The organism is Chryseobacterium sp. POE27 (genome assembly GCF_039727685.1).
Lineage (GTDB): Bacteria > Bacteroidota > Bacteroidia > Flavobacteriales > Weeksellaceae > Chryseobacterium.
The window spans coordinates 2,799,759-2,826,216 of the sequence record NZ_CP152475.1; the positions used below are offsets into that span (position 1 = coordinate 2,799,759).

20 protein-coding genes and 4 pseudogenes are annotated in these 26,458 nt (G+C 36.8%); 17 read left to right on the forward strand and 7 right to left on the reverse strand.

All coding sequences use genetic code 11. The features are described 5' to 3' along the window. Window positions 1-156: 156 nt before the first annotated feature. Together mnmG and AAHI02_RS13300 are read left to right on the forward strand one after the other, a co-directional pair. Entirely contained in the window at window positions 157-2,019 is a 1,863-nt protein-coding gene (gene mnmG, locus AAHI02_RS13295; RefSeq protein ID WP_346983654.1) for a tRNA uridine-5-carboxymethylaminomethyl(34) synthesis enzyme MnmG, read from the forward strand. Between the two features lie 114 nt (window positions 2,020-2,133). Then, window positions 2,134-2,983 (forward strand): annotated as a pseudogene (locus AAHI02_RS13300) (class I SAM-dependent methyltransferase). A 216-nt stretch (window positions 2,984-3,199) separates the two neighbouring features. Here AAHI02_RS13300 and AAHI02_RS13305 read toward each other — a convergent pair. Continuing rightward, window positions 3,200-4,390 (reverse strand): phosphoglycerate kinase, encoded by a 1,191-nt coding sequence (locus AAHI02_RS13305; RefSeq protein WP_346983655.1) that lies wholly within the window; start codon window positions 4,388-4,390, stop codon window positions 3,200-3,202. Between the two features lie 642 nt (window positions 4,391-5,032). Here AAHI02_RS13305 and rpiB point away from each other — a divergent pair. The 7 genes and pseudogenes from rpiB to tsaB all read left to right on the forward strand — a co-directional run bounded on the left by rpiB (window position 5,033) and on the right by tsaB (window position 11,902). Beyond that, the gene (rpiB, locus tag AAHI02_RS13310) at window positions 5,033-5,467 is read left to right on the forward strand and encodes a ribose 5-phosphate isomerase B (RefSeq protein ID WP_346983656.1); all 435 of its coding nucleotides are present in this window, start codon (window positions 5,033-5,035) and stop codon (window positions 5,465-5,467) included. A 366-nt stretch (window positions 5,468-5,833) separates the two neighbouring features. Beyond that, complete coding sequence (rnr, locus tag AAHI02_RS13315; RefSeq protein ID WP_346983657.1) at window positions 5,834-7,987, forward strand: ribonuclease R; 2,154 nt, start codon at window positions 5,834-5,836, stop codon at window positions 7,985-7,987. A gap of 193 nt (window positions 7,988-8,180) precedes the next feature. Next, the gene (locus AAHI02_RS13320) at window positions 8,181-8,867 is read left to right on the forward strand and encodes a LysE family transporter (protein WP_346983658.1); all 687 of its coding nucleotides are present in this window, start codon (window positions 8,181-8,183) and stop codon (window positions 8,865-8,867) included. Then, a pseudogene (locus AAHI02_RS13325) lies at window positions 8,864-9,801 on the forward strand (LD-carboxypeptidase). Before AAHI02_RS13320 ends, AAHI02_RS13325 begins: the two are co-directional and overlap by 4 nt. 84 nt (window positions 9,802-9,885) lie before the next feature. Then, entirely contained in the window at window positions 9,886-10,257 is a 372-nt protein-coding gene (locus AAHI02_RS13330) for a YraN family protein (RefSeq protein ID WP_346983659.1), read from the forward strand. 110 nt (window positions 10,258-10,367) lie between these two features. Then, window positions 10,368-11,135 carry an SDR family NAD(P)-dependent oxidoreductase gene (locus tag AAHI02_RS13335; protein ID WP_346983660.1) on the forward strand — a complete coding sequence of 256 codons (768 nt, stop codon included), beginning with the start codon at window positions 10,368-10,370 and terminating at the stop codon, window positions 11,133-11,135. Window positions 11,136-11,214: 79 nt separating this feature from the next. Further along, window positions 11,215-11,902: pseudogene (gene tsaB / locus AAHI02_RS13340) on the forward strand (tRNA (adenosine(37)-N6)-threonylcarbamoyltransferase complex dimerization subunit type 1 TsaB). 54 nt (window positions 11,903-11,956) lie between these two features. Here the strand turns inward: tsaB and AAHI02_RS13345 are convergent. From AAHI02_RS13345 to AAHI02_RS13365, 5 genes are all read right to left on the reverse strand, one after another. Further along, window positions 11,957-14,566, reverse strand: coding sequence for a tetratricopeptide repeat protein (locus AAHI02_RS13345; protein WP_346983661.1), 2,610 nt, complete (start codon window positions 14,564-14,566; stop codon window positions 11,957-11,959). Between the two features lie 87 nt (window positions 14,567-14,653). Then, the gene (locus AAHI02_RS13350) at window positions 14,654-15,208 is read right to left on the reverse strand and encodes a Maf family nucleotide pyrophosphatase (RefSeq protein ID WP_346983662.1); all 555 of its coding nucleotides are present in this window, start codon (window positions 15,206-15,208) and stop codon (window positions 14,654-14,656) included. Between the two features lie 9 nt (window positions 15,209-15,217). Beyond that, window positions 15,218-15,736: an HAD hydrolase family protein gene (locus AAHI02_RS13355; RefSeq protein ID WP_346983663.1), complete on the reverse strand. Its 519-nt coding sequence runs from the start codon at window positions 15,734-15,736 to the stop codon at window positions 15,218-15,220. A 106-nt stretch (window positions 15,737-15,842) separates the two neighbouring features. Continuing rightward, entirely contained in the window at window positions 15,843-16,514 is a 672-nt protein-coding gene (locus tag AAHI02_RS13360) for an SIMPL domain-containing protein (RefSeq protein WP_346983664.1), read from the reverse strand. A gap of 28 nt (window positions 16,515-16,542) precedes the next feature. Beyond that, a complete protein-coding gene (locus AAHI02_RS13365) occupies window positions 16,543-17,295 on the reverse strand; it encodes a DUF2520 domain-containing protein (protein ID WP_346983665.1) in 753 nt (250 codons plus the stop codon). A 505-nt stretch (window positions 17,296-17,800) separates the two neighbouring features. Here AAHI02_RS13365 and AAHI02_RS13370 point away from each other — a divergent pair. The 5 genes from AAHI02_RS13370 (at window position 17,801) to lepA (ending at window position 22,679) form a co-directional block, all read left to right on the forward strand. Continuing rightward, window positions 17,801-18,352, forward strand: a complete 552-nt coding sequence (locus AAHI02_RS13370) for a sigma-70 family RNA polymerase sigma factor (RefSeq protein ID WP_346983666.1) — start codon at window positions 17,801-17,803, stop codon at window positions 18,350-18,352. Between the two features lie 17 nt (window positions 18,353-18,369). Then, window positions 18,370-19,002, forward strand: a complete 633-nt coding sequence (locus tag AAHI02_RS13375; RefSeq protein WP_346983667.1) for a hypothetical protein — start codon at window positions 18,370-18,372, stop codon at window positions 19,000-19,002. Window positions 19,003-19,011: 9 nt separating this feature from the next. Then, entirely contained in the window at window positions 19,012-19,512 is a 501-nt protein-coding gene (locus tag AAHI02_RS13380; RefSeq protein WP_346983668.1) for a hypothetical protein, read from the forward strand. A gap of 141 nt (window positions 19,513-19,653) precedes the next feature. After that, window positions 19,654-20,709 carry a hypothetical protein gene (locus AAHI02_RS13385; RefSeq protein ID WP_346983669.1) on the forward strand — a complete coding sequence of 352 codons (1,056 nt, stop codon included), beginning with the start codon at window positions 19,654-19,656 and terminating at the stop codon, window positions 20,707-20,709. A 173-nt stretch (window positions 20,710-20,882) separates the two neighbouring features. Continuing rightward, on the forward strand, window positions 20,883-22,679 hold the full coding sequence (gene lepA, locus AAHI02_RS13390; RefSeq protein ID WP_346983670.1) for a translation elongation factor 4: 1,797 nt from the start codon (window positions 20,883-20,885) through the stop codon (window positions 22,677-22,679). A 36-nt stretch (window positions 22,680-22,715) separates the two neighbouring features. Here lepA and AAHI02_RS13395 read toward each other — a convergent pair whose 3' ends face one another. Beyond that, the gene (locus AAHI02_RS13395) at window positions 22,716-22,925 is read right to left on the reverse strand and encodes a hypothetical protein (protein WP_346983671.1); all 210 of its coding nucleotides are present in this window, start codon (window positions 22,923-22,925) and stop codon (window positions 22,716-22,718) included. A 473-nt stretch (window positions 22,926-23,398) separates the two neighbouring features. On the opposite strand from AAHI02_RS13395, the pseudogene AAHI02_RS13400 reads away from it, so the two are divergent. From AAHI02_RS13400 to AAHI02_RS13410, 3 genes and pseudogenes are all read left to right on the forward strand, one after another. Continuing rightward, window positions 23,399-24,077, forward strand: a pseudogene (locus AAHI02_RS13400) (NUDIX domain-containing protein). Window positions 24,078-24,485: 408 nt separating this feature from the next. Beyond that, on the forward strand, window positions 24,486-25,334 hold the full coding sequence (locus AAHI02_RS13405) for a hypothetical protein (RefSeq protein WP_346983672.1): 849 nt from the start codon (window positions 24,486-24,488) through the stop codon (window positions 25,332-25,334). Between the two features lie 3 nt (window positions 25,335-25,337). Then, window positions 25,338-26,411: an adenylosuccinate synthetase gene (locus AAHI02_RS13410; protein ID WP_346983673.1), complete on the forward strand. Its 1,074-nt coding sequence runs from the start codon at window positions 25,338-25,340 to the stop codon at window positions 26,409-26,411. The last annotated feature ends 47 nt before the right edge of the window (window positions 26,412-26,458 follow it).

The window sequence follows — 26,458 nt, forward strand, 5'->3', positions numbered from 1 at the left end:
TTTCTTTTTTTCAAAAGAAAATGAGCTCAGACAAATGCTGCGATCGGGGCTAAATAAGCGTATTACAGGCGATTTCAGACTGTAATTTAAAAGAATGTTTCACGTGAAACATTTATATAAAAGATTAAAATTTCAAGCTTAAAACAAGCAATAAAAATGATTTCAGAAATATATGATGTTATTGTAGTGGGTGCAGGCCACGCAGGATGTGAAGCTGCCGCTGCCGCTGCCAATCTCGGTTCAAAAACACTGCTGGTAACAATGAATATGCAGACTATCGGGCAAATGAGCTGCAACCCTGCAATGGGAGGTATTGCCAAAGGACAGATCGTTCGCGAGATCGATGCAATGGGAGGATATTCAGGAATTGTAGCGGACAAATCTGCGATACAGTTCAAAATGCTTAACCTTTCAAAAGGTCCTGCCATGTGGTCACCAAGAACACAAAACGATAGAATGCTTTTTGCAGAAGAATGGCGATTAGCTTTAGAAAACACCCCTAATCTTGATTTCTTTCAGGACATGGTAAAACAGCTTATCGTAGAAAATAACAAAGTTACAGGTGTTGTTACCTCATTAGGAATAGAGATAAAAAGCCGCTCTGTCGTTCTTACCAACGGAACATTTCTAAACGGATTGATTCATGTAGGAGATAAACAACTTGGAGGAGGAAGAATGGGCGAACCAAGAGCTTTCGGGATAACGGAACAATTGGTTTCGCTGGGTTTTGAAGCAGGAAGAATGAAAACAGGTACCCCACCGCGAGTAGATGGAAGAAGCCTTGATTATTCTAAAATGGAAGAACAAAAAGGAGATGAAAATCCTCAAAAATTCAGCTATTTAAACACTCCTAAGTTAACAAAACAATTAAGCTGTCATATCGTTTATACCAACGAAACAGTACACGATATTTTACGTGAAGGATTCGACAGAAGTCCAATGTTTAACGGTACTATTCAAAGTTTAGGACCTAGATATTGTCCGAGTATTGAAGATAAAATCAATCGTTTCGCAGAAAGAAACAGGCACCAGCTATTTGTAGAACCTGAAGGATGGAAAACAGTAGAAATCTATGTTAATGGGTTCAGTTCTTCTCTTCCGGAAGATGTCCAGATTAAAGCAATGAAACATATTCCAGGATTTGAAAATGTAAAAGTTTTCCGTCCAGGTTATGCTATTGAATATGACTACTTCCCTCCTACTCAGTTAAAGCATACATTGGAGACAAAAATTATTGATAATTTATACTTTGCCGGACAAATTAACGGAACAACCGGTTATGAGGAAGCTGCAGGACAAGGTCTTATTGCGGGTATAAATGCACACAACAAAGTACACGAAAAGAATGAATTTATCCTTAACAGAGATGAAGCCTACATTGGGGTATTAATTGATGATCTGATTACAAAAGGTACTGAAGAACCTTACAGAATGTTCACTTCCAGAGCTGAATACAGGCTCCTTTTAAGACAGGATAATGCAGATATCAGACTAACCAAAAAAGCATTCGATCTGGGATTAGCAAAAGAGGAAAGATTAAAAAGAGTTGAAGAGAAAGTATCTAAAAGTGAAGAACTTGAAAGCTTTCTTCGGGAAACATCTTTAAAACCGGGAGTAATAAATCCTATATTACAATCCATTGAAAGCAGTCCTGTTGATCAGGCTTACAGAGCAGCTCAGATTCTCACAAGACCTAATATGACGTTGGAAAAGCTTGAAAATATTGAAGCCATCAAAGAATTTGCTTCAAAATATGACGATGAAGTAAGAGAACAGGCGGAAGTAAACATTAAATATAGAGGCTATATTGAAAAAGAAAAAGAAAACGTTGCCAAGCTAAACAGGCTGGAAAATATAAAAATTCCCGACGATTTTGATTATACTAAAATATCAAGTCTTTCTGCAGAAGCAAAACAAAAGATGACTAATGTGCGTCCAAAAACAATTGCTCAGGCTGGCAGAATTAGTGGTGTTTCACCTGCCGATATTAACGTTTTATTAGTCTATTTAGGCCGTTAAATACAAAATGTTTCACGTGAAACATAAATAAATTTAAAGCGAAAAATAAGGTATTTATGAACGTATTATAAACAATAAATATCTTAATTTTATTTATTACAGAAACCGAATATAATGAAAATTAAAGATCATTTTCTTTCACAGGAAATATTTGAAATTAAAGAAACCGAAACAAAAGGAGTTTTTAAAACCTCTCCTATTCCGGAAAATATTTCCAGATATTATGAAAGTGAAGACTATATTTCCCACCATCAGGATTCAGGAAGCTTAAAAGAAAAATTATATAAATTTCTACAATCATTCAATCTTCAGTATAAGAAAACAATTCTTTTGGACAGAATTAAAAAAAGGTTCAAAAGTACTGGACTATGGTTGCGGAGCAGGTGAATTCGTAAAGTATATAGAAAATGATTTCATCGTTTTCGGATTTGAACCGGATGCAGATGCCAGAAATGCTGCTGCAAATAAATCATCAAAGACGACGATTTTAGACAACATAAATAACATTGAAGATCATAGCCTGGATGCCATTACTTTATGGCATGTCTTCGAACATATTGAAAATCAGGATGAGATGCTTGAAATTTTCAATAAAAAATTAAAAGACAATGGATTATTGATTATTGCCGTTCCCAACCCCACTTCTTATGATGCCCTACATTATAAAGAATATTGGGCAGCTTATGACGTACCAAGACATATCTATCATTTCACAAAAAAAGGAATGGAGAATCTCATCGCCAAAAAACCAAACTGGAAATTAAGAAAAATCAAACCTTTGGTTCTGGATTCATATTATATCTCTATGTTGAGCGAAAAATACAAAAAATCCGGTTTATTTTGGCCAAAAGCTATCATCTTTGGAACAATTTCGAACGTAAAAGCACTTTTTTCTAACGAATTTTCAAGTTTGATATATATTATCGAAAAAAAAATAGAAAATAGAAATTTAGCCCATTTCTGAAGGTCGATTTTTTTCACAATTTCTTTATCAAAATCTTAAAACTCATAAAATTTATGAGTTTTTTTATTTTACACCAAAAATTGCAGTAAAATAATATTATTAAAAAATACAAATTATACGAGCCTTAAGTATTACATTGTAGAAGAAAATTAATAAAAACATAAAAAATCCACCGAAAAAAAATCAGTGGATTATTTTTTTAAATAAAGAAGAATTTTAATTATTAATAGCCGCCACTCCAGGAAGTTCTAAACCTTCTAGACTTTCCAGCATCGCTCCTCCACCGGTAGAAACATAACTTACTTTTTCAGCATAACCGAATTGTTTCACAAAAGCTACACTGTCCCCTCCCCCAACTAATGAGAACGCTCCAAGTTTTGTAGCTTCAGCAATACTGTCACCAAGAGCTACTGTTCCTGCTGCAAAGTTTGACATTTCAAAAACTCCTATCGGCCCGTTCCAAAGAATCGTTCTTGAATTTAGCAGAACATCATTGAACTGATCTCTTGATTTTGGACCAGCATCCATTCCCATCCAACCTTCAGGAATATCATAAATATCAGATTCTTTTCTTTCCGCATCATTACTGAAACTCTCGGCAATAATGGTATCAGAAGGAAGATATACTTTTACATTGTGTTCTTTAGCCTTTCCTAAAATTTCCAGCGCTAAAGGCAATTTATCCTCCTCTACCAATGAAGTTCCGATTTTACCGCCAAGCGCTTTAATGAATGTAAAAGCCATACCGCCCCCAATGATCAGATTATCTACTGCAGGAAGAATATTTTCAATAATCGTAATTTTGGTTGAAACTTTAGAGCCTCCAAGTATCGCTGTAACAGGACGTTCACCAGATTTTAATACTTTATCAATCGCTTTAAGTTCATTAGCCATCAATAAACCGAAAAATTTAGTTGAAGGAAAAAACTTAGCAATTACAGCAGTAGAAGCATGTGCTCTGTGTGCAGTTCCGAAGGCATCGTTTACATAAGCGTCACCTAATTTGGATAGCTTTTCAGCAAAAGCTTCATCACCTTTTTCTTCTTCAGTATGAAAACGTAGATTTTCCAGTAAAAGGATTTCTCCGGGTTTAAGATCAGAAGCAGCTTGCTCTGCTTTCTCCCCTATACATTCCTCAACAAATTTTACCTGATGTCCCAAGACATTTGAAACCTCGTCAAGAATATGCTTAAGAGAAAATTCATCCTTTACTTCACCCTTAGGTCTTCCCAGGTGTGCCATGAGTATTACAGCCCCACCATCCTGAAGAATTTTATCTACTGTAGGTTTTACCGCTACAATTCTGGTATTATCTGTAACTTTAAGCTGATCATCCTGAGGAACGTTGAAATCAACTCTTACAAGAGCCTTCTTACCGTTAAAATTAAAATCGTTAATTGTTTTCATATGTACATTTATATTATTTCTTCGGGTCATTGGCAGCCGGTTATTAATACAGGATTTTAATAATCCCGCCGCTAACCTGCTCCATTAATATCGTTGAATTTTCTTTTCACAAATGTAAGATTTTAAAATTTTTGAATTGTCGCAACCCGATAAAAGTTTTCAGAAAAGTTTCCCGCAAAACCCAACAATCATCTATCAACAATTTTTTCTTTATTAAAAAAAAAGAATATGTCATTGTTGTTGAGTGTTGTGAATTTAGGGGATAAGTTTTTGTTAAAATTTTCATAACACTTAATTTTATATTCAATTAACATTTTATTTACATTATAATCTGCTGTGAATCTGATTTTTCACTTCGTTACTAACAATTATTAATAACTTTTCCCCAATTCTCTTTATTAGTAAGTGATTTCTTGAAAAACCCAAGAATTCGTGCAAAGAAGTTTTTTGAAAATTTTAACATTTTTTTTGGACGAAGTTTTCATTACAAATTTTTCTAATGTTACGAAACATTTATTTTACCAGAGTTATCCACAGTTATTCACAATGCAATTCACAATTTACTCCCGAAAGACTAACAAGCATTGTTATTATTCTTACCTTTGTGTTGAAATAAATCTGGAAAAGACTAATTAAACAGTTATGAAAAGAAAAATTGCTATTGCTGCTGATCATGCAGGTTTCGAGTATAAAGAGATTGTTAAGAACTATTTGTCGGAAAACTTTGACGTTCAGGATTTTGGAACGTTCTCCACAGACAGTGTGGATTATCCGGACTTTGTACATCCGGCAGCTACTTCAGTAGAGAAGGGAGAAAATGAATTGGGAATTTTATTTTGTGGAAGCGGAAATGGTGTTCAGATTACAGCCAACAAGCATCAGAAAATTCGTTGCGCTCTGTGCTGGATGCCGGAGATTGCTTCCTTGGCAAGACAGCATAATGATGCCAATATGATATCAATCCCGGCAAGATTCATTTCCAAAGAGCTGACCATTGAAATAGTAGATAAATTCCTCTCTACAGATTTTGAAGGTGGCAGACACCAAAAAAGAGTTGATAAAATAACATACTGCTAAATTATAAAGGCTTGTAAATCAAATTACAAGCCTTATTTATTTTTTATTTTGTATATTTGCACCGTCCGGCAGACATTATCATGCTGTCATTTCCAAAAAAGCCTATATTATTAATTAAAAATATTTAATAAAAGGTTTTCCCATCACTTTTCCATTTTTGTATTAAATTTATGCAGAACTAAACTTCTCTTTATTGAAATACTTGGAAAGAAAATTGCTGAAGTCGTAATAAATGAACCTTGCAAAACTACATATCACATTTTATTAATGATGACTAATGAAAGCGTGATTCTGTGTGCTATTCTATGTAATATTACCACAAATGGTCAAATTAGGTTCAAACTAAAAAAAATTAAAATTTAAAAAATGCCAAAAAAAAGAAAATATATAAGTCAGAAAAATGATCATAAACTACAGGAAATCGGCAGACTGATCTTGCGTTTTATGAATGAAAATTCCACGAAAATATACAATTATAAACAAATTTCGGATGGAATAGATTATAAAAATCCCAGACAGAGAGAACTTGTCATTCAGGCTTTGCACAAGTTGCAGGCTGCTGAGAGAATTAAAGAAACTGAAAAAGGAAAGTATATCGTCAATCTTAATATCAAAGGAACTTTAACAGGAACCATAGATTTTAACCAGTCCGGAAATGCCTACGTAAAAGTAGAAGGCCTGGAAGATGATATTTTTATCCATTCTAAAAATGTGAAAGATGCATTGCAGGGTGATAAAGTTTTAATCGTTACTTACACTTACAAAGGTAAAAAACTGGAAGGTTCTGTTCTGGAAGTTTTGGAAAGAACGAGAACAGAATTTGTGGGTACTCTACAGGTGGTTCCTCACAAGGATTTCGGGTTTGTAGTCTGCGATAAAAAGACCATCAATACGGATATTTTTATTCCGAAAGGAAAATTCGGAGGTGCTGAAGACGGTAATAAAGTTGTTGTAAAAATGACTGAATGGAGACCCGGAGATAAAAATCCGCAAGGAGAAATTATACAGGTTTTGGGAGCTCCCGGAGAACATGAAACGGAAATTCACTCTATTCTTGCAGAATATGGATTACCGTATCAATTTCCTGAAGAAGTGGAAAGAGATGCCGATAAAATCGATAGAAGTATCAACGATGACGAAGTATCAAAACGTTGGGATATGCGTGGGATCACCACATTTACTATTGACCCGAAAGATGCTAAGGATTTTGATGATGCTTTATCCATCAGAAAACTGGAAAACGGAAATTGGGAAATCGGGGTTCATATTGCTGATGTCTCTCATTACGTGGTTCCCGGAACAATTCTGGATGACGAAGCGTATCAGAGAGCAACATCGGTTTATTTGGTAGACCGCGTTGTACCGATGCTTCCCGAAGTTTTGAGTAACGATGTCTGCTCACTTCGTCCCAATGAGGATAAATTTACATTTTCAGCCGTTTTTGAGCTTGATGATGATGCCAAAATCAAAAAACAATGGTTTGGAAGAACGGTTATTCATTCCGACAGAAGATTTACCTACGAGGAAGCTCAGGAAAGAATCGAAACAAAAGAAGGTGATTATCAGGAAGAAATCAATGTTCTGGATAAATTAGCGAAAATAATGCGGGCAGAACGTATCCGACAGGGCGCTATCACATTTGACAGAAGTGAAGTACGATTTAATCTTGATGAAAACAATGAACCGATCGGAGTATATTTCAAAATAAGCAAAGACTCCAATCACCTGATCGAGGAATTTATGTTATTGGCCAATAAAAAGGTTTCTGAATTTGTTTCATTAAATAAGAAAGGAGATATTACCCAAAATACCTTTATTTACAGGGTTCACGATGATCCGGATCCTGCAAAGTTAGAATCGCTGAGAGATTTTGTCTCGACTTTCGGATATAAAATGGATCTGGCCAATACTAAAAAAGTTGCAGAATCATTGAATAAGCTCTTGCATGATGTAAAAGGTAAAGGCGAAGAGAATATGATCGAAACGCTTGCGATGCGAAGTATGAGTAAAGCCGTGTATTCTACGGAACCAATCGGGCATTATGGCCTTGGTTTCGAGTACTACAGCCACTTCACCTCTCCTATCCGCCGTTATCCCGATCTTATTGCACACCGGTTGCTGCAGCATTATCTTGATGGAGGAAAATCACCGAATAAAACTGAAATTGAAGAAAAAGCAAAACACTGCAGCTCTATGGAACGTCTGGCTGCCGATGCGGAAAGAGATTCCATTAAATTCATGCAGGTGAAATTCATGGAAAAACACTTGGGAGAAACTTTCACCGGAGTGATTTCCGGAGTGGCGGAGTTTGGTTTCTGGGTTGAAATTCCTGAAAACGGCGCGGAAGGTTTAATTAAACTGAGAGATCTTGTTGATGACTCCTATTCTTATGACGCCAAAACCCACGCGGTCTATGGCATGAGACACGGAAAACGTTATCAGCTTGGAGATCAGGTACAGATCAAGGTTGTGAAAGCCAATCTGATTCAGAAACAACTGGATTTTAAGATTGTTGAATAAATAATTTTCAAGCTAAAAGATAGAATCCGTCTCATGATAAAGTGAGACGGATTTTTATTGTAAAGCAGATAAACTTAAAAATTTATTTTAATTAATACTTTTCTTAAATCCAGAGTTATTGAATAATTAAATCATAAAGTTTAAATTTGTATAAATGAATGAAAATGCTGATTTTCATTTAAAAAATAACTTGATGTTTGAACTTATCTTATCTGCAGTCATATTAGGATTCATGCTGAGTCTGGTTTTTATAGGACCGATATTTTTCCTTCTGATCGAAACCAGCTTCTCCAGAGGCCCGAAACACGCATTAGCACTTGATATCGGGGTTATTTCAGCAGATCTTCTCTGCATATTGGCAGCCTATTATGCAAGTGCGGATATCGTAACTTTAATCGACAAACACCCCGGTTTCTACAGAATTACCGCCATTCTGATATTTGTCTACGGAATTGTAATGATGGTCACGAAGACCAAAATGCATATCCCGGGAGAAGAAAAATTTATTAATCAGAATTATTTTAAAACCTTCATTAACGGATTTTTCTTTAATCTTCTGAATGTTGGTGTCATTCTTTTCTGGCTGGTAACGGTGATATCTGTAAGAAATCAGTATCCGAATACCGGCAATTTTATTTTATACATAGGAATTGTGATCGGAACTTATCTTCTTATAGATCTTGCCAAGATCTTCCTTGCCAAGCAGTTTCATGATAAGCTCACCCAGAAATTGGCCAATAAAATAAGAAGAATCGTAGGCGGAATACTTATTGTTTTCAGTTTCTTTATCTTTTTACAAAGTTTCAAAAAATTCAACCAGTTTGATAAAAGACTTGAAGAAGCCGAAAAAACCGAGGTAAAATACCAAAAACAGAAATGAAAAAAATAATTTTCCCTAAATCATTACATAAAGGTGATAAAATAGCCATCATTTCCCCTGCCGGTGCGGTAGAACCTTCTCAGCTTGAAAAAGGAATTGAGATGATCAGAAATAAAGGATACGAACCTGTATTCGGAGAGCATCTTTACAGTAATTTTTCCAATGGCTACAATTATGGCGGAACAGAAAAAGAAAGAATTAAAGATATCAACTGGGCCTTAAATGATAACGAAATTTCTGCCATTTGGGCCTCCAGAGGTGGATACGGATGTCAGCATCTTCTTGAAAGTATTGATCTGAAAAAGTTTAAAAAAAGATCCGAAATGGTATATCGGATATTCTGATAATACGGTAATTCAGAGCTTTCTTCTTAAAAAAAGGTTTTGCTTCAATCCATGGACAGACGATTAAAACGTCGAGCTTTGGAGTAACCACCGAAAGTTATGATCTTATTTTTGATATATTAAATGGGAAAAGTTTAATATATGATCTTAAATCACACCAATTAAATAAAACAGGTTATTGTAATGGACAGATGGTCGGAGGTAATTTAGCATTAGTTTACGCGCTTTTAGGGACCGATTATTCTTTTAAGTTTAAAGATAAAATTTTATTCATTGAAGATATTGGCGAAAATTTTTATGCGCTTGACAGAATGATGATGAGCCTGGAGCTTGCAGGTGTTTTCAAAAAAGTTAAAGGTTTGATTATCGGAGGAATGACCAATATGGGAAATGAAAAAGAGAATGCTTCGTACAATGATAGTTTTGATGAATTTGCATATCAGCTTATTTCAGAAAGAATTTCAAAGTATGATTTTCCTGTGGTTTTTGGCTTTCCGAATGGACATATTAAAGATAACCGGCCCTTGATCATTGGCGCAAATGTGAGATTGGAGGTTAAGGATAAGGTTATGGTTGAATTTGAAAATTAAATATTCTATGGTATATTTTTAAATATAATTTCAACGCTAAACCCCGAGACCCTCAACTCTCAAACACTAAACCTTTACCCAACAATGGCACAACACAATGATTTAGGAAAAAAGGCAGAAGAATTAGCAGCAGAATTTTTACTGAAAAAAGGCTATACAATTCTGGCGAGAAACTTTCGTTTTCAGAAAGCTGAAATTGATATCATTTCAGAAAAGGATGATTTCATTATCATCTGCGAGGTGAAAGCCCGTTCTACTGATGTTTTTAACCTGCCACAGGAATCTGTTAACAAAAAGAAAATTAGATTGTTGGTTTCTGCAGCAGATCATTATATGCAGGAATTTAATGTAACCAAGGAAGTGCGGTTTGATATCATTTCCGTTCTTCCTGATGAAAAAGGAAATTTAATTATTGAACATATTGATAATGCTTTTGAAGCATTCGATGCAAATTAAATTAATGTAATGTATTAGTGTAGCAGTTTACCAATTAATGAATATACTTATTGCCAGACTGTTACACTGATACACTGTTACGTTGGTATTTTAAAAATTTTCAATTTTTTATGAAGACAATATTAATCACCGGAGCAACATCCGGAATAGGAAAATCCACAGCAGAACTTCTTGCAAAACAAGGAAACAGAATCATTATATGTGGCAGAAGATCAGAAGTATTGGAGAGGTTGAAATTAGAACTTTCTCAATTCACCGAGATATTTAGTTTAAATTTTGACGTTAGAAATCTGGAGGAAGTGGAAACTGCCATTAATTCACTTCCCGAAGAATGGAAAAATATTGATGTTCTGATTAACAATGCCGGAAATGCACATGGTTTAGATCCGCTTTCTGCAGGAAAAACCGACGACTGGGATTCTATGATCGATGGAAATTTAAAAGGACTTTTATATATTTCAAAAATGATTATTCCCGGAATGAAGGAAAGAAATTCGGGGCACATTGTGAATATAAGTTCTGTTGCTGCTAGGCAAACCTATGCCAACGGCGTGGTCTACTGTGCTACAAAAAAAGCAGTTGATGTGATTTCCGAAGGAATGAGAATAGAGCTCACGGAATTCGGGATCAAAGTAACCAATATTCAGCCGGGTGCCGTAGAAACCGATTTTTCAATGGTAAGATTCAAAGGAGATAGCGAAAAGGCGGCGACAGTCTATGCCGGATACGAACCTCTGAAAGCCGAAGATATTGCAGATTCTATTGCTTATTGTATCAATGCACCCAAACATGTCTGTATTTCCGATATGACCATCTACCCTTCTGCTCAGTCCGAACCGAGAACGATTTACAGAAAGCAGTCTCAAAATAATGGTTAAATTTGTACCGGATATTGTAGTTATTTAAAATTACCTAATATTTGGTACATTGTTAAACTGTTAAATTGTTACATTTTACATGAAAATATTATACCTCGAAACCTCTTCAAAAAACTGCTCAGTAGCGATTTCAGATAATGAAAAACTACTGTGTCTCACCGAAGAAGTTTCAGAAAACTATAAACAATCCGAAAGTCTTCACACATTTGTGGAATGGGCTCTGGAAGGAGCCGGGATTTCTTTAAAGGATATTGAAGCGGTTTCTTTGGGAAAAGGTCCAGGATCTTACACTGGATTAAGGATTGGTGCCTCGTCTGCAAAAGGATTCTGTTACGGATTAAAAATTCCGTTGCTTGCTGTGAATTCTCTGGAAAGCATGATAGAGCCTTTTTTAGGCAAAAACTATGATATTATTGTCCCGTTAGTCGATGCAAGACGAATGGAGGTTTATACGGGCATGTATGATGGCACAACAGGTAAGGAACTCTCTGAAACGGAAGCAAAAATTTTAGATGAAACTTCATTTGAAGAACTGAAAGATAAAAAAAGTAATTTTTGTAGGCGACGGTGCCAAAAAAGCAAAAGAGGTTTTACAGTTGCCAAATGCCGATTTTAATGAAGAGGTTTACCCTTCTGCTCAATTCCTGATAAAGAAAACGTTAGAAAAAATTAATAAAAAAGAATTTGAAGATATAGCCTATTTTGAGCCTTTTTATCTTAAAGATTTTCATGGTGTAAAGAAAAAGAAATCTTCAGACTCAATCTGATCAGGTTTAAAATAAAATAATAAAAGCGAAGAGTAATTTCTTCGCTTTTATTATTTATTGTGGTTTTGTAGGAATTGATTCCACTTGTAACTGCTGATTAGGATTCGGTTTTCTTTGTGGCCTGTTGTTATTTAATCTCTGCGTCTGTCCCTGTTGCGGATTCATCATCTGTCCGCTACCGGGTTTTTGAGGAACACCATTATTGTTGAGGGGCTGTGAAGAGGGTTGCTGAGGAGGATTGTTCACGTTATTCACGTTGTTTTGAACCATCACATTTCCTTTATTATCCGTTGGCTGAAAAGAGATATCAGATTTCAGATAGTTGAGCATTTCTTTGGCTTTTTCACCTTCCGGAGTTTTGCCATAATTTAAAACAATCTGTTCAAGCTGAAGGATCATCACCTCTTTCCCACTCGCCTTTCCGGAATTAAATGCATTCAGCAAATAGAGTTTCGGAACCAGTGCATCCTTCGGATATTGCTGAATAGTTTTATCAATCAGATCTTTACTTTCAGCAAACTTTTCAGATTCATATAAAGAAAAGGCCTGTTTATATTGACTTTCAACATCTGCTGAAGATTTTACGAAAGTACTGTTCTTTGGATTTCTTGCAAATTCTGCATAGGAAGTATAAGGATAATCTTTTAAAAGGATTTGTTTTGCACGTTCTGCAGCCTGCGGATTCTTCTCATGATTCATCGCAAAAATCTCATACAAAGCCTGAAGCATTACTTTTTCTTCGGGTTTCACATCTACCAGATCATACAGGGTTTTGGTGGCTAAAGGGGTATTGGTAAAGTAATTCTGATACATGATTCCGAGTCCTAACGAAGCGGTATCTCTGTCTTTTTTCAGCTGGCCAAGCTTCCCGGCATCGGTAGGAATCTGCTCGATGTAGAAAGTCGGCTCAAAACGTCTCGGGTTTGGCGCAGCGGTTGTTCCCAACGCATCATTCTTCATATCCTCGATCGTAGCCATTTTCTTGGAAAACCTCCAGTTATCAATAAGCGCTCTGTCTCCCCAGGTTTGTTTAAAGGTTTGTGTCCCTTTGGAAACCGTACCTGTATTGCTGAAATAAAATCCTTTTGCTGTTACGCCAAAGTCTTCGAAAGAATTTGAACTGTTGGCAAAAATAGAAGCAGAGCTATAATCTCCCGTATCGAAACCTTTGTTTCTTTCCGCACGTCTTTTTTCAAGCTCTTCTTTCTCTTCTTTGGCTTTAATTTTAGCAATATATTTCGTGAAAAAATCAGTTTTCTGTTCCGTAGACATTTTTGCCAGATTCAGAATACTGTCGTTTTTCTTGATCAGGTAATAATTTCTTGAGATTTTCTTAATATAGACAGACTGATCGGCCAAAAGAACTTTCGAAGGCTCATACGTCATTACCGCTAATGCCGAATCATAATAAGCACCGGCTCCGATATAGTCGTTTTTATCAAGATACCCCTTCCCTATTTCATAATAAGCCAGACCCCGGATCTGTCCGTCGGAAACCTTTTCTTTCAATGACTTTCTGAAATACTCCTGAGCTTCTTCTTTCTTTCCGGCTTTGTTGGCCATTAATCCTAAAGCGTAGTAGAACTCATTCTTTCTGGAACCGTAAGTTCCTTTTTTACTGATATCTTCCAGGTATTTTCTGGCACCGCTGTAATCTCCGTTGCCGTTAAAAGTTTTGGCAATTTCGATCTGCGATTTTACTTCAAATTCAAAATCGTTGGCATATTTGTAAGCTGCCATAAAGCTTTCTCTCGCCTTTTCATTCTGATTGAGATTCTCCAGCACCTGTCCTCTCAGGTAGGCAATTCTGCTTTTAAGCTTTCTGTTGCTGTTCAGTTCAAAAGCATTATCAAGTTCTTTCACCGCTTCCTCTTTTTTTCCGGCATCCAGAAGGGACTCGGAATAATAGATGCTTAATAATTTTTCATATTGCTTACTGATTTTTTCACTTTTTAATTTAGCAAAAGTTTCATGGGCTTTATGATAGTTTTTAATCTGATCGTATGCCAGACCCTGATAAATTCTTGCCAGAGGAATTCTTTTATCGTCCTTCATATGTGTGAACACATAGTTTAAGGCATCCAGCGCGTCCAGTGATTTTCCTCTATATATTCTTGCCTGTGCAAGAATCATATAAGCATCAAAAATCTGCTTGTTCTGCTCTTCGCCATGTTTGATGACAGAATATTTATTGATGGCCTTTAAAGCTTTAGCCTCTGCAATTTCCAGTGTAGTTGCTCCTTTCTGTTCGGGCTGGTTCGGATCTTCGGAAATCATAGTATTATTTCCTCCGGACATTGCATCTCCTGGCATTCCGGGTGGCATTGCCGGAGCTCCTCCCCTTTTATTGTTGTTCTGTGCAGGACGGTTTACTTCCGCCATTTTCATGGAATTTTCTGCAAAAGCGGTAGATTGTCCCAGATCACTTCCCAAAGGTTGGTCTTCGTAAGTAAGAACAGGAATATAAGGCGCATAAAAATTATCTTTATGGGTCTTATCTCTTGTTTCAAACTCGTTATTTAAGGCATCTTTAGCATTAAATAACGTATTGTAGTATGTCGAAAATCCTTTCATGAACTTCGATCGCTGCTCCGGCTTCTTGGTTTTCGTAGCGCAAGATGCAACAATACAAAGTGTTAAAAGGAATAAAATATTTTTTTTCATTATTTCAATATAACTTGCTAATCCACTTTTTATTATAAAGCGGTTTGATAATTCTGTAAAAATAATAAAATTTTATTTTGAAACTCGTTACATTTCTTTCAAAATTTTGTAAACCAAATGGGTAGGAAGCCCCATAATGGTATAAAAGCTTCCGTTTACTTTTTTTATTTTTGCCATCCCAAGCCACTCCTGGATTCCGTAACTTCCGGCTTTATCAAAAGGTTTGTAGTGCTGGATGTAATATTCTATTTCATTATCATTAAGATGTTCGAATTCCACATCTGCAAGGTCAGTTTCCGTAATAGTTATGTCTTGTGTTTTAATGGTAATTCCGGTATAAACCTGGTGGGTTTTTCCTGAAAGTAGTCTAAGCATTTCTCTGGCATCATTTTCATCTTTTGGTTTTCCTAGAAGCTTGTTGTCGATCGCTACTACCGTATCAGCGGTCAGCAGAACTTCTCCTTTTTCCAATGTACGGAATGCATCAGCTTTCAGTTCAGAAAGATAACCGGCAGCTTCTTCTACTTTTATATGTTGCGGAATAATTTCTTCACAGTCAATTTTTACAACGTCAAAGGTAAAACCCAGGTTGGTCAGTAATTCTTTTCTCCTCGGAGATTGTGATGCTAATAATAATTTCATTGATTTTACTTAAACGGATTGAGTGTTGTCATCATGCCATTTTCCCTGTACTTTCATCACCTGCTCAATGACATCACGTACTGCCCCGCTCCCACCTCTAACCGGGGAAATATAGGTGGCAATTTCTTTAATCTCGGGAACTGCATTTTCAGGACAGGCGGCAATTGCAGAATTTTTCATGATATGAAGATCCGGAATATCGTCACCCATGGTTAGAATTTCTTCATTGGTGAGATCATATTTTAATTTAAAATCTTCAAAATCAACCATCTTATCATGAGATTTCGGGTAATAATCTTCAATCCCCAGATAATTGATTCTGTGTTTCACCATTTCATCGTTTCCGCCTGTGATCACACCGATTAAATAATTATTTTTTAAAGCTTTTACAACCGCATAACCGTCCAGGACATTCATCACCCGGGACATATTTCCGCCGGGCATAAGATACACGCTTCCGTCTGTAAAAACGCCGTCTACATCAAATACAAAAGCTTTAATATTTTTTAATTTTTCTTTGTAACTCATTTTTAATTTAAAAAGTTTAATCTAATCAAGATTATAAGTAAGTCTTACCGTAATCCTTGCTGATTTTTCCTTACTTGAGGTGTCAAAATTCCCGCCGTAGCTGTCTTCATCTGTAGATCCTTTTGCGGTAATCTGAAATACACCCATCGAAGCATCTTTCAATTTGCCTAAATCTCCGTCTGCGCTTTTTACAATTTTTTTCAGCCCTTTGCCTGGCGTCTTTTGATCCGGCTTCTATTAAGCTATGCTTCAATGAAGAAAGATCGGAATAGGTATATTGTGCCGCAGAAGGCTCAAACTGTACACCACTATTGATGAGTTCTGCGGTTTTGTCGATCACGCTTTCAATTTTCTTCATCAAAGCAGGATTTTTTTTAGCTCTGAAAATAACACTTTGGGTTGCTTTGTAGCCATCAAAAATATCTTCGGACTTTTCTGTTCCGTCAGACTCTTTTGTTGTTATGGTGCGGTAAGATCTGGAAAAATTGACTCCGCCAAAAGTAAATTCGCCGGGTTTGAAACCCTTGCCGTAGAAAAAAGCTTTTACTTTTTCTTTATCCTGCGAGATGATATTATACGCTTCTTTCGCATCAAAAGCGCTGGCATCAAAACTTCCGCTCCAGCTGATCTCGTCCGAAATAAAATCTTTGGAACCCAGACCGGTAACGGATATTGTATCTTGTTTTAAATTCCTATTTTTAAAGCTTGAACCCAGGATAAGTGCTGTGATTACAATGGCCGCTCCGGTGATAAGGGAGCGTATAATGTTCGTGTTCATTTTTTTGGTTTTTCTCAAAGTTAAAACATTATGGCAATTGATACATCTTTTTGATGGAAAGATTCAGAGTTTTATAAATTTCAAGACTTTCGTCTTTTAATAACTGTTCGTGCAGTTCCAGAATTCTTTTGTCGTTTCTCACAGCGGGTCCGGTCTGTGCTTCTTTCGGATCTATTTCGTGAATCTTCTGAACGGTTTCGTCAATCAACGGTAAAAAATAATCGAACGGAATCTCCTGCGAATCTGAAATTTCTTTGGCTCTTGCAAAAAGATGATTGACAAAATTACATGCGAAAACAGCGGTTAAATGAATGTATTTTCTCTTTTCATGAGTGCTTTCCATTACATTTTCTGAAATCTTAGAGGCAAGATCAAAGAGGATTTGTTGGTCTTCTTCATTTTCAGCTTCGATAAAAAAGGGAATTTTGGAATAGTCAAGGACTTTAGATTTCGAGAAAGTCTGCAAAGGATAAAGGCTTGATTTTCTATATTCTCCAACCAAAATTTCTTTAGGCAGCGATCCGGAAGTATGAGCTACCAGACAGTCTTTTGAGGTAATAATTCCGGAAACTTCTTCCACTGAATTATCACTTACGCAAATAATATACAGATTTGCGGGTTGAAGTTTTTCCGTAGAAAAAGGAATCTTTAATTCTTCGGAGATTTTGCTTAGCTCTTTCTCATTCCTTCCAAAAATCTGGGCTAAAGGAATATGATTCAGAACAAAAGCTTTTGCCAGATGATAGGCCACATTTCCGGAACCGATAATTACTATTTGCATTTAACAAAGATAAGTTTTAGAAGGAAGATGGGAGAGGGAAGACAGAAGTTTTTTGGCTTAAGTTTTTAAATTTCTTTTAAAGATGTTTTCAACGGTAAGATCAATAGAAATGGGCTTTAGTCCATTTACACCATGAAAAAAGCCGGGCTTTAGCCAAAACCTACCATAAGTTTTGGCTAAAGCCTTTATTGTATTCTTATTTGAAATCGGGCTAAAGCCCGACGCTTGTTTACATCATTTTAAATTAAAATGGTTTTTCATTTTAGACTGAAACAAATTTCTTTGAGAATTCAATTGATTATATTTAAAAACTTTTTGGCTCAAATTTTAAAGGATACACAGCAATTTAACATAATATTAAAAAGGAAAACGCATCGGCACGGATACAATATTTATCAGAGCAGGGCGTATAAATATTTGTAAATAATGAGTATATTGGACTGAAAATTGAATAGTTCATTTAACTTTCAGTTATTTTTGTAATCCAAAACAGTGAAAGCATCTTATGAAGATTAAGGACGCGGAAATTATTTCGTTGATGCAAAACCCACGAACTCAGGAAAAAGGAGTTCGCGCTTTGATGGATGCTTATCAAAGCAGATTGTACTGGCACATAAGAAGAATTATTGTGGACGGAGATCTTGCTCAGGACACTTTGCAGGAAACTTTTATTAAAGCTTATCAGAATTTTCATCAGTTTAAAAATGATAGTCAGCTCTACACCTGGCTCTACAGAATTGCAACCAATGAGGCCTTGCAGCAGATCAATAAACTGAAGAAAATGCAGAAAACAGATGAAGATCCGGAGTATCATATGCAGAATCTTGTGGCTGATAATGTGGGTAAAGATGCTGAGGAAATACAGATTTTGCTTCAGAAAGCCATACAAAGCCTGCCTGAAAAACAGAAACTGGTATTTATGATGCGGTATTATGATGATCTGCCTTACGAAGAAATATCTAAAATTGTAGATATGTCGGTAGGGACGCTGAAAACAAATTATCATTATGCCAAACAAAAAATAGAAGATTATATAAAGGAAAATTACGAAAGATAATTTTTGAGAAAACTGAAATGAAAGAGTTCGACATAGAAAAATTAGAACGTAAAAATATTTACACGATGCCTGATGATTTGTTTGAAAATCTTCAGGAGAGAGTAGTGCGCGGATTGAATGAATTTGACCTGGAAAAGCTGGAACGTAAGAATATTTATGCAGTTTCTGAAAACGTATATGAGGATGTTCAGAATCATGTCATAAACAAGGTATTTCCTCGTAAGAAAGCTCCGGTTTTCAGGTTCAATTGGGCTTATGCCGCCGCGGCATCACTGGCATTGATTTTTGGAGCGACTTTTGTTTTCAATTCAGACGATGAAATAACGAAAGAGAATGCAAGTTCAAATCTTTCTTATAGAGCAGACAAACAGGAGGAGAAGACAGAAAGTGAGATCGCCTACGAAACGTTGAAATCTGATTTAACTTCTGTTGAAAACAATGATCAAAAAGTGGCAACCAAAAGTAATAGCAAGTCTTCTGCTCCGGAACAATCGGAAGAAAAACAGCAAACGCTGACACCGGCGGTGAAATCTACAGCTAAACAGCAGGAAACTCAGATGAGCGAATACCTGGATTCATTCTCAAATTCTGAAATCTCAGAATTGGCGAGCAATTCAACTCAGGATGTTTATTTGGATTTGTATAATTAAAAAGAAAAGATGAAAAAGATATTATTTACGCTTTTTATCATATACGGGTTTGGTCTTAATGCCCAAAAAACCGATTACGACTGGAAAAAGATGGATCCAAAGCAAAGAAAGGAAGTCATCAACAGTCTGTCCCCGGAAGAAAGAAAAGCACTTCTGACAAAATTCAGAAATAATATGGTGATGGATAATCTGGATATAGATCCCAGTGACAAAGAAGAATTTACAGATGTTTACAATGAATATCTTGAAAGTCAGAAGCAGATAAAAAGTCAGTTTAATTCTGATTTTAATCCGGATAATTTGTCTGATGATGAAGCGAAGGCTAAACTTCAGCAAAGTTTTGACGTAGGGCAGAAGCTGCTGGACAACAGGAAAAAATATGCTGATAAAATGCAGCAGGTAATTCCTTGTCAGAAAGTCTTGAAGCTGTTTCAGACAGAGGGAATGATGAGAGATAAAATGAATGAAAGAAAACCTCACGGAAACAACAACGCTACAAGACAAAAATAAAACCATAATAGTTTATTTTTTTAATGTTGGACGACTCTTGCAATTTATTGTGAGAGTCGTTTAATTTAAAATAATCTTTATTTTTACAAAAGGTTATTTCAACCGATAAAGCTATCTTTATTCACCAACGACTTTTATTTTATGAAAAAATTACTGCAAATCATTCTAATCTTCGTCTCAGTCCTCATCTTTTCGCAGAAGCAGGAAATAATTAAAGAAAGGGGAAATCTCTCCAATCCAAAAGGAAATATTTACAAATCTCTGGAAGTCATCGACCAACGAGCTGATCAGAATATTGGCGAACTGCCTTTTGGAGATAATAAAGAAATGAGAGAAATCATTTTTCCTGCCACAGTCGGCGATTTCCTAGGAAAATGGTATGCCGACAGCAATCACAAAGGCGGAAAATACGAAATGGTTTTGGTGCTGAAACACTTGAAGACATATCTTGGAGAAACGGACGGAAAAGAAACCGAAGGCGATATTGAATTTTCTGCCCAGGCTTTCATGAAAGAAGGCGACCAATATAAATTTATCTATAAAAAAGATACGGTGTACAGCTTCAAAAGCAGGAATATTTCGGATGTAATGATGAAAAACATCCCGGTGGTTTTTGCTATGTTCCTAAAGAAAACCTATACGGTTAAGCCCAGAGAAAATGCAGTTTCTCTGGATGCTCTCACAGATTATGAAGGCTATGTAAGAAATAATTCTGCGGCATATAAGAATGATCAGCTGAAAGATGGTGTCTATCTGAGCCATGAAGCCTTTATGAACCAAACTCCGGAACATGGAAAATATATCTTGGAAAAAAATGCAAATGGATCTGTAACAAAAGCCGTAAAAGAAGAGAACGGCAAAAAAAACAGAATTTCAGCAAGGGAAATGTATGGATATGTAGAAAATGGAAAACCGTATAAACAAACCTATTCCGGATTTCAGGAGCTGAATAAAAATGACAGAGGTTTTTATCTGATCAGCAACTGGGGATATCTGGTACCGGCTAGGAATTCCTCTCTGTTTATAAGTGTTGGAGGAGCTACAAACGGAGGGGTGTATGGTGGTCTTGCCGTAGGTCTTGTAGGATTGTTTGAAAAGAGCATGAGACAAAGCAGGATGAGGAGAGAAGATAAGTTTCCTGTTTATATTGATCCGTTAACCGGAGAATATGATTTTTCAGAAGAATATGAACAATAAAAAAGGAATACGATGTGTCTCTCTTTTTGCTTCATTCATCCGTAGAATAGAAAGAGAAAGTATTTTCTATTATAACTTAAAATTGTTATTAAAAGTATTTAAATCACGATTTAAAATTAAGAATTAGAAATTCTCTCGCATTTTGTTATCTTTGCAAATTACAACGTTCTTAAATGAAAAACATACGAAATTTTTGCATAATCGCTCATATCGACCACGGAAAAAGTACGCTGGCAGACCGTCTTTTGGAGTACACGAATACCGTCACTCAAAGAGAACTTCAGTCTCAGACACTGGATGATATGGATCTGGAGAAAGAACGCGGGATTACGATTAAGTCTCACGCCATTCAGATGGATTATGAATATAAAGGCGAAAAATATATCTTAAACCTTATTGATACTCCTGGACACGTAGATTTCTCCTATGAAGTTTCCCGGTCCATTGCTGCCTGTGAAGGAGCGCTTCTTATTGTAGACGCAGCACAGAGCATTCAGGCACAGACGATCAGTAATCTGTATCTTGCCCTGGAAAATGATCTTACCATCATTCCGATTCTGAATAAAATAGATCTTCCTTCTGCAAATCCGGAAGAAGTAACCGATGAGATCATGAATCTGATCGGCTGTGATTATGATGACGTTTTAAGAGTTTCAGGGAAAACAGGAGAAGGCGTTCACAAACTGCTGGAGCAGATTGTTGAAAGAATTCCGGCTCCGGTGGGAGATCCTGATGCGCCGCTTCAAGCATTAATCTTTGACTCGGTGTATAATCCGTTCAGAGGAATTGAGGCTTACTTTAAAGTAGTAAACGGAAGTATTTCTAAAAATGAGAAAATTAAGTTTTTCGCTACCGGTAAAGAATATGGTGCAGATGAAGTGGGAACACTGAAACTTAAGCAGGTTCCGAAAAAGACCATTCAGTGTGGTGATGTAGGATATCTGGTTTCCGGAATTAAAGATGCGAGAGAAGTAAAGGTGGGAGATACCGTGACATCATTCGAAAAGCCGGCATCAGGACCTATTGAAGGTTTTGAAGAAGTAAAGCCGATGGTTTTCGCGGGTATTTATCCTATTGATTCTGAAGATTTCGAAGAACTCAGATTCTCTCTTGAAAAGTTGAGATTAAATGATGCTTCACTGGTATTCGAGCCGGAAAGTTCGGCAGCATTAGGTTTTGGGTTCCGTTGCGGATTCCTGGGAATGCTCCATATGGAAATTGTGCAGGAACGTCTGGATCGTGAGTTTAACATGAATGTGATCACAACAGTACCGAACGTTTCTTATTTCGGATATACCAAAAAAGAACCGGAAGTTCCGATCCTCATCAACAATCCGTCCGAAATGATGGATCCGTCTACAATGGATCGTGTGGAAGAGCCTTTCATCAAAGCTTCCATTATTACAAAATCAGATTTTGTGGGAGCGGTAATGACTCTTTGTATTGAGAAAAGAGGAGAGATCGTTAACCAGAGCTACCTTACTTCAGAAAGGGTAGAGCTGATCTTTAATATGCCTTTGGCTGAAGTAGTCTTCGACTTCTATGACAGGCTGAAATCAATTTCAAAAGGATATGCGTCATTCGATTACCATCCTATAGGTTTCAGAGCTTCCAAGCTGGTAAAGATGGATATCCTGATCAACGGAGATATGGTAGATGCCTTATCTTCACTGATTCACGATTCCAATGCGTATCATATTGGAAAAAAAATGTGCGAAAAGCTTCGTGAGCTGATTCCGAGACAGCAGTTTGATATCGCTGTTCAGGCCGCTTTAGGAACAAAAGTAATTGCCAGGGAAACGATTAAAGCATTAAGAAAAGACGTTACCGCAAAATGTTACGGAGGAGATATTTCCAGAAAAAGAAAGCTCCTTGAAAAACAGAAAGAAGGTAAGAAGAAAATGAAGCAGATCGGAAGGGTAGAAGTACCTCAATCGGCCTTCATGGCAGTTTTGAAACTCAATGATTAATATAAAAAAAGACCGAAAATTTTCGGTCTTTTTCTTTTAAATATTCCTCTGTTTTTGCAGAAGATTTCCCTGGATTACCAATGCTCCCAATCCGATGATCACCTCTGCAATTCCTAAAATTCTCACAAGATTCGGACCGCACACAAGGCATTCCGGCTCAGGAAAAGGTCTCTTTCCTCCAATAATAATCAGGACTCCTCCAATAATAATGATGACTACAATAAATACTCTCAATAATGATTTCATGATGGTATAAAAATTAGTTTGAGTGCCTACTTTTTTTAGGATTTCGGCGTTCCCTTTTGTTTATCCAAAATTGAATATAATTATCAGGAAATCAATACGTAAAATCACTATTTTATTACAGTGATTTTACGATATTAATCAAAGCAATTTCTCAAATATGGGATTTTAATTAAGAGCTAAAAGATAAGTGTGAAGTTTAAATCATATATTGAAGAAACACTTTGTGGTCTCTTTTAAGTGCAACGCCTTTGTGAAACTTAAACACACATCATATAAAAAAATCTCTGTGTACTTCGTGTTCAAAAACAATCAGAAACCTTTACAGTGAAAACTTTCCCCTTCAGTACAGACTATTTGTAAATTAAATAAAAGAGATTTGGCAGAATTTTCACTTTAATGTTGATCATCTTTCCTTTAAATCGTAATTTTGTGTACTCACAACGCAAATTAAGACTATGAATACTTCAAAGAAGTTGCAGGATATAAAAGTAGCGGTAGACGCCGTGGTTTTCGGATACTTTGATAAAAAAAGACCTTCAGATTCTCCTAATCAAAAGGAATATCGAACCCTTTAAAGGAGGATGGGCGCTGCCTGGCGGACTGGTTCTTGATGATGAAAACCTTGATGATGCCGTCAGAAGAGAGCTTCATGAAGAAGCCGGTATAAAGCCCGATTTCCTGGAGCAACTGTACACTTTTGGTAACGTGGGTCGCGATCCGCGTAACAGGGTCGTTTCTGTAACGTATCTTGGATTGGTGAATCCTTCTTACCATCAGCTTTCTGCCGATTCGGATGCGGATGATGCCCAATGGTTCAGTGTCAATAATCTTCCTGAGCTGGCTTTCGATCATAAGGCCATCATTGATATGGCTTTAAAAAGACTCCGCACCAAAATACAGTATCATCCGATAGGTTTTAATTTATTAAATGAAGAATTCCCATTCTCAGATCTTGAAAACCTTTACAAAACCATTATCGGGCAGGAGATCGACCGCCGTAATTTCCGTAAAAAGATCATGAGCTACGGACTATTAAATGAAACTCAGAATGTAAGGAAAGAAGGCAGCGGCAGGCCCGGAAAGCTGTTTACCTTCAATCAGGAAAAGTATAAAGAACTGGAAGAAGAAGGCTTTTATTTTGAAATAAAATAGTTTTAGTTTCGTATCAAGTGCTGATCTATAATTTAATGACACATCTTACTTATTTCTGATAAATAAATCTGCGTAATCAGCATGATCTGCGTGGGATTATAAAAAGAAAAGCAGGAAATCATGTTAGAAATGTCATTCAATAGGAACACGCTTCAGTCGGTTTTCATTAATTTATACCATACGGCTTTAGCCAAAATTTATCAATCCCAATACTTATTCCTTAAAATTTTAATACTGAAAATCAAGTGTTTAATTTATTTAGCGTAAAATTAACACAAATTGATTTGGCTGATAAAATCATAATGCTTTAAATTTGTGTAATAATAACGCAATTAAAGGTGTGAGTACATTCAAAACGTGTTATTTAACAAAACAATACAAATCAGTCTTAAACTAAAATTTTAAGTTATGGGAAGTACAAGATACGACATGGACGCTCGTTTCGACAGAGCAAGAAAGATGGGATATGCATCAAAAAGTGCAGGTGAAATTTTCACTCAGAATGCTAAAAGAAAGGCACATGAATCTATGAATCCAAATGGCATATCTTTCAGGGAGGCAAGAGATTCATCCGTACATCTGAACTCATTTCCGATTATTTTAGGGCTGGATGTTACCGGAAGCATGGGACATATTCCTTACAACCTAATTCAGGAAGGGCTTCCTAAATTAATGGGCGGAATCATTCAGGGGGGCGTTCCCGATGCTGCCTTGCTATTTATGGGAATCGGGGATCATGAATGTGATAATTATCCTTTACAGGCAGGGCAGTTTGAATCCGGGGATGAAGAACTTGATATGTGGCTTACCCGAACATACATCGAATCCGGAGGGGGCGGAAACGCTGGAGAAAGTTATCTTCTGGCCTGGTATTTTGCCGCTTTCCATACCAGAACCGATGCCTTTGAAAAAAGAAACCAAAAAGGGCTGCTGTTTACCATAGGTGATGAACCTTGCCTGAAAACGCTTCCTGCCTCTGCAATCAGAGAAATCATGGGAACGGGGCAGCAGACGTTTACCCATACAGAACTCCTTGCCGAAGCAAGGAAGAAATATGAGGTGTATCACATCAGTGTTCTGCACTCAGAGCAGGCCATACGGGCAGACCGTGGCTGGAAAGAACTGCTGGGGCAACACTGTGTTTCTATAACCGATTACAGGGATGTGCCATACGTTGTCAAAGAAATCGTATGCAAGACCTACAAAGAGTCAGGATACGGAAACCGTGAAGGATGGGGTGAAATTCAGATACTATAAAAGATGAAAACAGCAGATATTGTCATAGGTTTGGGATTCGGAGACGAAGGAAAAGGGATTACCACAGATTTTCTGGCATCCCGGAATTCCAATGCTGTTGTGATCCGGTTTTCGGGAGGGCAACAGGCCGCACATACGGTGATGATCGATGACAGGAAGCATGTGCATTCCAGCTTTTGCAGCGGAGCATTGCGGGGGCTGCCGTCTTATTTTACGGAACATTGTACCATCCATCCGGTTTTCCTGTATAATGAATGGAAGGAATTAAAAGATAAAAACGGAAACACCAACCTTCATATTCATCCGCTGGCCAGAGTGACGACGCCTTTCGATGTGCTTCACAACAGAAAAGATGTGAGAAATACCGAACATGGAACCTGCGGAAAAGGAGTAGGAGCTACCATGAAACGGCATGAAAGTCCGTACAGGCTTTTTGCCGCCGACCTGATCGCTCCAAGATCCCTGCTGATCGAAAAGCTAAAAGGGATAGCCTTTTATTATGGCTTTTCGGAAGGAGAGGAGATACAAAATGCGCTGGATGATTTTCTGAATGCCATCGATCAGATAGAGTGGAATATTGCAGGTTATGACTACCTCAATTCATTTGAACATCTTATTTTTGAAGGCAGCCAGGGAATCCTGCTCGATATGGATCATGGTGTATTTCCAAATGTGACGTATGCTCATACCACATCAAAAAATGCCCATGAAGTATGCCGGCAATTAGGAATTGAGCATATCGAAATGTTTTATGTCACCAGAATCTATGCTACACGCCACGGCAACGGATGGATGAGTAATGAAAAGCAACTGCCTTTGCAGAACAATGAAGAAGAAACCTGTGCCTTTAATGAATACCAGGGAGTCTTCCGTACAGGAGATCTGGATTATGAGCTGCTGAATTATGCTTTGAAAGTGGATGAAGGCTATGGATATGCATACCGCAAAAACTTGGTCATTACCTGCCTGGATCAGCTGGATGAAGAATTCAGTATTAAAAAGCTTACGACGAAGTTTGATGCCCTATTCGGATCATATTCTCCGTATGCAAAGGATTTTAAAAGGATGGATGAATAAATTTTAAATAAAGACAAATTTAAGTTGGCTATTGAATCAAAATACAG